General features: G+C 68.8%; 7 protein-coding genes. 6 read left to right on the top strand and 1 reads right to left on the bottom strand.

What is annotated here, in order from left to right; genetic code table 11:
- The 6 genes from ASJ79_RS15175 to ASJ79_RS15200 all read left to right on the top strand — a co-directional run.
- Nucleotides 1–461: CdaR family transcriptional regulator (locus ASJ79_RS15175; RefSeq protein WP_231750859.1), on the top strand; the 461-nt coding region annotated here is incomplete at its 5' end.
- Nucleotides 462–609: 148 nt separating this feature from the next.
- Nucleotides 610–1,530, top strand: coding sequence for an ACP S-malonyltransferase (locus ASJ79_RS15180; protein WP_067956540.1), 921 nt, complete (start codon nucleotides 610–612; stop codon nucleotides 1,528–1,530).
- Nucleotides 1,531–1,621: 91 nt separating this feature from the next.
- Nucleotides 1,622–1,921 carry a meromycolate extension acyl carrier protein AcpM gene (gene acpM, locus ASJ79_RS15185; protein WP_067956530.1) on the top strand — a complete coding sequence of 100 codons (300 nt, stop codon included), beginning with the start codon at nucleotides 1,622–1,624 and terminating at the stop codon, nucleotides 1,919–1,921.
- Nucleotides 1,918–3,168, top strand: a complete 1,251-nt coding sequence (gene kasA / locus ASJ79_RS15190) for a 3-oxoacyl-ACP synthase KasA (RefSeq protein WP_067956532.1) — start codon at nucleotides 1,918–1,920, stop codon at nucleotides 3,166–3,168. Before acpM ends, kasA begins: the two co-directional genes overlap by 4 nt.
- Before the next feature lie 32 nt (nucleotides 3,169–3,200).
- The gene (gene kasB, locus ASJ79_RS15195; protein WP_067956534.1) at nucleotides 3,201–4,454 is read left to right on the top strand and encodes a 3-oxoacyl-ACP synthase KasB; all 1,254 of its coding nucleotides are present in this window, start codon (nucleotides 3,201–3,203) and stop codon (nucleotides 4,452–4,454) included.
- Between the two features lie 23 nt (nucleotides 4,455–4,477).
- Nucleotides 4,478–5,911 (top strand): acyl-CoA carboxylase subunit beta, encoded by a 1,434-nt coding sequence (locus ASJ79_RS15200; protein ID WP_067956536.1) that lies wholly within the window; start codon nucleotides 4,478–4,480, stop codon nucleotides 5,909–5,911.
- Nucleotides 5,912–5,954: 43 nt separating this feature from the next.
- Here ASJ79_RS15200 and ASJ79_RS15205 read toward each other — a convergent pair.
- Nucleotides 5,955–6,990 (bottom strand): glycerol-3-phosphate dehydrogenase/oxidase (locus ASJ79_RS15205; protein WP_067956538.1); only part of this gene is annotated, 1,036 nt, incomplete at its 5' end.

Raw genomic sequence — 6,990 nt, forward strand, 5'->3', positions numbered from 1 at the left:
GGTTCTTCCGCAGCATCCCGTTCAGCTCGGCGACCGTCAACGCGGTCAGCGCGTTCGCCGCGTGGAGTGCCTTCCTGTTCATCATGTCGCTGTACCTGCCCGAGCGTGCGCTGCTCGGCGATGCGACCGCCGCCGCCGCGCTGGAGGCCGAGGTGATGCGCCCGCTCTCCGATGCCGGCCCGGCGCTGGTCGAGACACTCGACGCCTACCTGGACTCGGGCGGCGCGATCGAAGCTTGCGCACGCAAATTGTTCGTTCATCCAAATACCGTGCGGTACCGGTTGAAGCGGATCGCCGATTTCACCGGCCGCGACCCGACTGTCCCGCGCGACGCCTACGTGCTGCGGGTGGCGTCCTCGGTGGGCCGGCTGGCCCGTCATGCGCATCTGGCGACCGCTCCGGCGACGGAGCCACGGCAGGTGCCCGATGTCGCCTCCGTCACATCCGAGGGCTTCTCTTAGAGAACAGAGGTTGCGGCGGGGTCTCGATGGAGTCGCATCACATGCGGATTTGTGGACTTCCTACAAAAACCTAAGACGAGGTTCATAATCTCGCACACCGTTCAAATGCGTCTTCACAATGTTCTCTTAGAGAGTGCCTCAGAAGACTGTGCTCGCATTCCTCGCGCCCGGACAGGGCTCGCAGACCCCCGGCATGCTCGCCGAGTGGTTGGAGCTGCCCGGTGCGGCCCAGCGTATCGAGGCGTGGTCGGAGATCAGCGGGCTGGATCTGGCAGCCCTGGGCACCACCGCCACCGCGGAGGAGATCACCGACACCGCGGTGACCCAGCCCCTCGTCGTCGCCGCCACCCTGCTGGCCTATGAGGAGCTGACCAAGCGGGAGGTTCTCACCGGAGACGAGGACATCATCGCGGCCGGCCACTCGGTCGGCGAGATCGCGGCCTACGCGATCGCCGGTGTCATCACCGCCGACGAGGCCGTCGCGCTCGCGGCGACCCGCGGCAAGGAGATGGCCAAGGCCTGCGCGCTGGAGCCCACCGGGATGTCGGCGCTGCTCGGCGGCGACGAGTCCGAGGTGCTGGCGCGACTGGAGGCACTGGACCTGGTTCCGGCCAATCGCAACGCCGCCGGCCAGATCGTCGCCGCGGGTGCGCTCGCAGCCCTGGAGAAGCTTGCCGAGGATCCCCCCGCCCGCGCCCGGGTGCGCCCGCTGGCCACCGCCGGCGCGTTCCACACGCACTACATGGCCTCCGCGCTCGACGAGTACACCGTCGTCGCCGACCGCATCAACCCCGAAGAGCCCGCCGTCACGCTGCTGTCGAATGCCGACGGCCGGCCGGTGTCCTCGGCGGCCGACGCGATGGCCAAGCTCGTGGCTCAACTGACCCGGCCGGTGCGCTGGGACCTGTGCACCGCGTCCATGAAGGAACTCGGTACCACGGCGATCGTCGAGTTCCCGCCCGCGGGAACGCTGACCGGCATCGCCAAACGCGAACTTCGGGGGGTGCCGACGCATGCCGTCAAGTCCCCCGCTGACCTGGACGGGCTCGCGGAATCGCTCCGCGCCTGACCAGTTGCACAAGTACAGACAGTCTTCATCGTCCGTCGCAGTCCGTTTTCAATCCGTTCGAAGAAACACCCAATAGATAGAAGGAGCCACTGTGCCCGCCACTCAGGAAGAAATCATCGCCGGTCTCGCCGAGATCATCGAAGAGGTCACCGGTATCGAGCCCTCCGAGGTGACTCCCGAGAAGTCGTTCGTCGACGACCTGGACATCGACTCGCTGTCGATGGTGGAGATCGCCGTGCAGACCGAGGACAAGTACGGCGTGAAGATCCCCGACGAGGACCTCGCCGGTCTGCGCACCGTCGGTGACGTCGTCGCCTACATCCAGAAGCTCGAGGAAGAGAACCCCGAGGCCGCGGCGGCCATCCGGGCCCAGATCACGGGTGACAAGTGACCCGTCCTTCCACTGCTAACGGCGGTTTTCCCAACGTTGTGGTGACCGCCGTCGAGGCCACCACAGCGCTCGCCGCGGACATCGAGAGCACGTGGAAGGGCCTGCTCGCAGGCGACAGCGGCATCCGCATCCTGGAGGACGAGTTCGTCGACAAGTGGGACCTGCCGGTGCGCATCGGTGGTCACCTCGTCGACAACGTCGACAGCCACATGACCCGCATCGACATGCGGCGCATGTCCTACGTGCAGCGCATGTCCAAGCTGCTCGCAGGCCGGCTCTGGGAGACCGCGGGCAAGCCCGAGGTCGACCCGGACCGGTTCGCCGTGATCATCGGCACCGGCCTGGGCGGCGGCGAGAAGATCGTCGAGACCTACGACGCGATGAACGAGGGCGGCCCCCGCAAGGTGTCGCCGCTCGCCGTTCAGATGATCATGCCCAACGGTGCCGCGGCGGTCGCCGGCCTGGAGCTGGGCGCCCGCGCCGGGGTCATCACCCCGGTGTCGGCGTGCTCGTCCGGGTCGGAGGCCATCGCCCACGGCTGGCGTCAGGTCGTCATGGGCGACGCCGACTTCGCCGTCGTCGGTGGTGTGGAAGGCGGCATCGAGGCCCTGCCCATCGCGGCGTTCTCGATGATGCGCGCCATGTCGACCCGCAACGACGAGCCGGAGAAGGCGTCGCGGCCGTTCGACAAGAACCGCGACGGCTTCGTGTTCGGCGAGGCGGGCGCACTGATGATCATCGAGACCGAGGAGCACGCCAAGGCCCGCGGCGCCAAGCCGCTGGCCCGCCTGATGGGCGCGGGCATCACCTCGGACGCGTTCCACATGGTGGCTCCGGCCGCGGACGGCCAGCGTGCCGGTGCGGCCATGAAGCGGGCGATGGAGACGGCCGGGTTGTCCCCCAAGGACATCGCGCATGTCAACGCGCACGCCACCGCCACCCCGATCGGTGACACCGCGGAGGCCAACGCCATCCGGGTCGCCGGTGTGGAGCACGCCGCGGTGTACGCGCCGAAGTCGGCTCTGGGTCACTCGATCGGCGCCGTGGGCGCCCTCGAATCGGTGCTGACGGTGCTCGCGCTGCGCGACGGCGTCATCCCGCCGACACTGAACTACGAGACACCCGACCCCGAGATCGATCTCGATGTCGTCGCGGGTGAGCCTCGATATGGCGACTACCAGTACGCCATCAACAACTCGTTCGGTTTCGGCGGCCACAATGTGGCTCTGGCGTTCGGTCGCTACTAGAGAGATCGCAGGGAAAGGACTCGCGGCACAGCATGGTTTCGCCGACAACAGGTAACGGGCTGCCCGACGTCGTCGTCACCGGTATCGCGATGTCCACCAGCGTCGCCACCGACGCCGAAGGGACCTGGAAGGCGCTCCTCGACGGGCAGAGCGGAATCCGCAGGCTCGAGGATCCGTTCGTCGAGGAGTTCGACCTTCCGGTCCGCATCGGTGGTCACCTGTTGGAGGACTTCGAGTCCGACCTGACCAAGGTCGAGCTGCGGCGGATGTCCTATCCGCAGCGGATGGCGACCGTCCTCGGCAGGCGGGTCTGGGAGAACGCCGGATCACCCGAGGTGGACACCGAGCGACTGCTGGTGTCGATCGGGACCGGTCTCGGCGGCGCCGAGGCGCTGGTGTTCGCCTACGACGGCATGCGGGAGAAAGGCATCCGCGCCGTGTCCCCGCTGGCCGTGCAGATGTACATGCCCAACGGTCCGTCGGCGGTGGTCGGGTTGGAGCGTGGCGCCAAAGCCGGTGTGGTGACGCCGGTTTCGGCGTGCGCGTCCGGGTCCGAGGGTATCGCCCAGGCGTGGCGCAACATCGTGCTGGGCGAGGCGGACATCGCCATCTGCGGCGGCGTCGAGCAGCGCATCGAGGCGGTGCCGATCGCCGGTTTCGCCCAGATGCGGATCGTGATGTCGACCAACAACGACGACCCCGCGGGCGCCTGCCGGCCCTTCGACAAGGACCGCGACGGGTTCGTGTTCGGGGAGGCCGGCGCGATGATGGTCATCGAGACCGAGGAGCACGCCAAGGCCCGCGGCGCGACGATCCTGGCGCGGTTGATGGGCGCGAGCATCACCTCCGACGGCTACCACATGGTGGCTCCCGACCCGAACGGTGAGCGGGCCGGTTACGCGATGACGCGCGCCATCCAGCTCGCCGGACTGCAGCCCACCGACATCGACCACGTCAACGCGCACGCCACCGGCACCAGCGTCGGCGATGTGGCCGAAGGCAAGGCCATCAACAATGCGATGGGTGGCCACTACCCGGCCGTCTACGCCCCGAAGTCCGCGCTGGGCCACTCGGTCGGCGCGGTCGGCGCGGTCGAGTCGATCCTGACCGTGCAGGCGTTGCGGGACGGGATCATCCCGCCGACGCTGAACCTGAAGAACCTCGATCCCGAGATCGATCTCGACGTGGTCGCGGACGGACCCCGACCTGGAAACTACGAGTACGCCATCAACAATTCGTTCGGATTCGGCGGGCACAATGTCGCACTCGCCTTCGGCAAGTACTGAACTGACGGAACGCAGGAGACACCATGACGACAATCGAGAACCCGCCGGCCCCCGAGTCTGTGAACGAGTCCCTCGATCCGCGCGACCCGCTGTTGCGCCTGTCCACCTTCTTCGACGACGGCAGCGTCGAGCTGCTGCACGAGCGTGACAAGTCCGGTGTGCTGGCCGCGGCGGGCACCGTCAACGGCGTGCGCACCATCGCGTTCTGCACCGACGGCACCGTGATGGGCGGCGCCATGGGCGTGGACGGCTGCAAGCACATCGTCGACGCCTATGACGTCGCGATCGAGGAGCAGAGCCCGATCGTCGGCATCTGGCACTCCGGCGGCGCGCGGCTGGCCGAGGGGGTCAAGGCGCTGCACGCGGTCGGCCTGGTCTTCGAGGCGATGATCCGGGCGTCGGGCTACATCCCGCAGATCTCGGTCGTCGTCGGCTTCGCCGCCGGCGGCGCCGCCTACGGTCCCGCGCTGACCGACGTCATCGTGATGGCCCCCGACAGCAAGGTCTTCGTCACCGGCCCCGACGTGGTGCGCAGCGTCACCGGCGAGGACGTCGACATGGTGTCCCTCGGAGGCCCCGAAGCCCACCACAAGAAGTCCGGCGTGTGCCACATCGTGGCCACCGACGAGCTCGACGCCTACGAGCGCGGCCGCCGTCTCGTCGGATTGTTCTGTCAGCAGGGCCATTTCGATCGCAGCAAGGCCGAGGCCGGCGACACCGACCTCAAGGCGCTGCTGCCGGAATCGGCGCGGCGCGCCTACGATGTGCACCCGCTCGTCGAAGCCCTGCTCGATGAGGGCGTGCCGTTCGAGGAGTTCCAGTCGCGCTGGGCGCCGTCGATCGTCGTCGGCCTGGGCCGGCTAGCCGGCCGCACCGTCGGCGTGATCGCGAACAACCCGCTGCGCCTGGGCGGCTGCCTGAACTCCGAAAGCGCCGAGAAGTCGGCGCGTTTCGTGCGGCTGTGCGACGCGTTCGGCATTCCGCTGGTCGTCATCGTCGACGTCCCCGGCTACCTGCCCGGGGTGGATCAGGAGTGGGGCGGCGTGGTCCGTCGCGGCGCCAAGCTGCTGCACGCCTTCGGTGAGTCGTCGGTGCCGCGCGTCACGCTGGTCACCCGCAAGATCTACGGCGGCGCCTACATCGCGATGAACTCGCGGTCGCTCAACGCGACCAAGGTGTTCGCGTGGCCCGAGGCCGAGGTCGCCGTGATGGGCGCCAAGGCCGCGGTCGGCATCCTGCACAAGAAGAAGCTGGCCGCCGCCGCCCCCGAGGAGCGCGAGTCGTTGCACGAGGCGCTGGCCATCGAGCACGAGAAGATCGCCGGCGGGGTCGATTCGGCGATCGAGATCGGTGTGGTGGACGAGAAGATCGATCCGGCGCACACCCGGTCGAAGCTGACGCAGGCCCTGGCCGAGGCGCCGCTGCGCCGCGGCCGCCACAAGAACATCCCGCTGTAATCTTTCCCGCGAATTCGGCGCGCTGGAGCACCCCTGGGGTGCTTCAGCGCGCCGAATTCGCCAGGATCTCCTCGGCAGTCGCCTGCGCGCGCTCGCGATCCGCGGCGACCAGGCCGATTCTGGTCCGGCGGTCCAGGATGTCCTCGACGGTCAGCGCGCCCTCATGGGTGACCGCGTACTCGAACTCCGCCCTGGTCACGTCGATGCCGTCGGCGACCGGATCGGTGGGCCGCTCGCAGGTGGCCCGCGCGATCACGTTCGGCGCCTCGGCGCCGTACCGGGCCACCAGCGAACCCGGCAACTCGGCCGGTGAACGCAGCGTCGCCACCGGATTGGCGGGCGCACCGACCAACGGCAGATCGCGGGTCCGGCACGGGCCTGCGGTGAGTCCGCGCAGCAGCACGGCCCGGTCCACGACGTCCTCGGCCATGTACCGGTACTCGGTGAGCTTGCCCCCGATGACCGTGAGGACACCCGATGGCGACTCGGTGACGGCGTGCTCGCGGGAGATGTCAGCGGTCCTGCCGGACCCGGTGTCGATCAGTGGGCGCAGGCCGGCGTAGGCGCCGAGCACCTCGGCCTCGGTCAGCGCGGTGTCCAACGCGGTGTTGACGGTGTCGAGCAGGAACCTGACCTCCGCGGGTGTCGGCTCCGGCACATCGGGGATCGGGCCCGGCGCGTCCTCGTCGGTCAGGCCGAGGTACACCCTGCCGAGCTGTTCGGGCATCGCGAACACGAACCGGTTGATCTCACCCGGGATCGGAACGGTCAGCGCCGCAACCGGATTGCCGAACGCGGCGGCGTCGAACACCAGGTGCGTGCCCCGGCTGGGCCGCAACCTGATCGAGTCGTCGATCTCCCCGGCCCACACCCCGGACGCGTTGACGACCGCGCGGGCCGGCACCCGCATCGACTCGCCCGTCGTCGTGTCGGTCAGTGTGACCGCTTCACCCGACGCGTCGGCGGCCGCCACCCGGGTGAGCACCCTGGCCCCGTGCTGGGCCGCGGTGCGCGCGACGGCGGTGACCAGTCGGGCGTCGTCGATCAGCTGTCCGTCGTAGGCCAGCAGCGCGCCGTCC

This window comes from Mycobacterium sp. NAZ190054 (genome assembly GCF_001545925.1).
In the GTDB taxonomy this organism is placed as follows: Bacteria; Actinomycetota; Actinomycetes; order Mycobacteriales; family Mycobacteriaceae; genus Mycobacterium.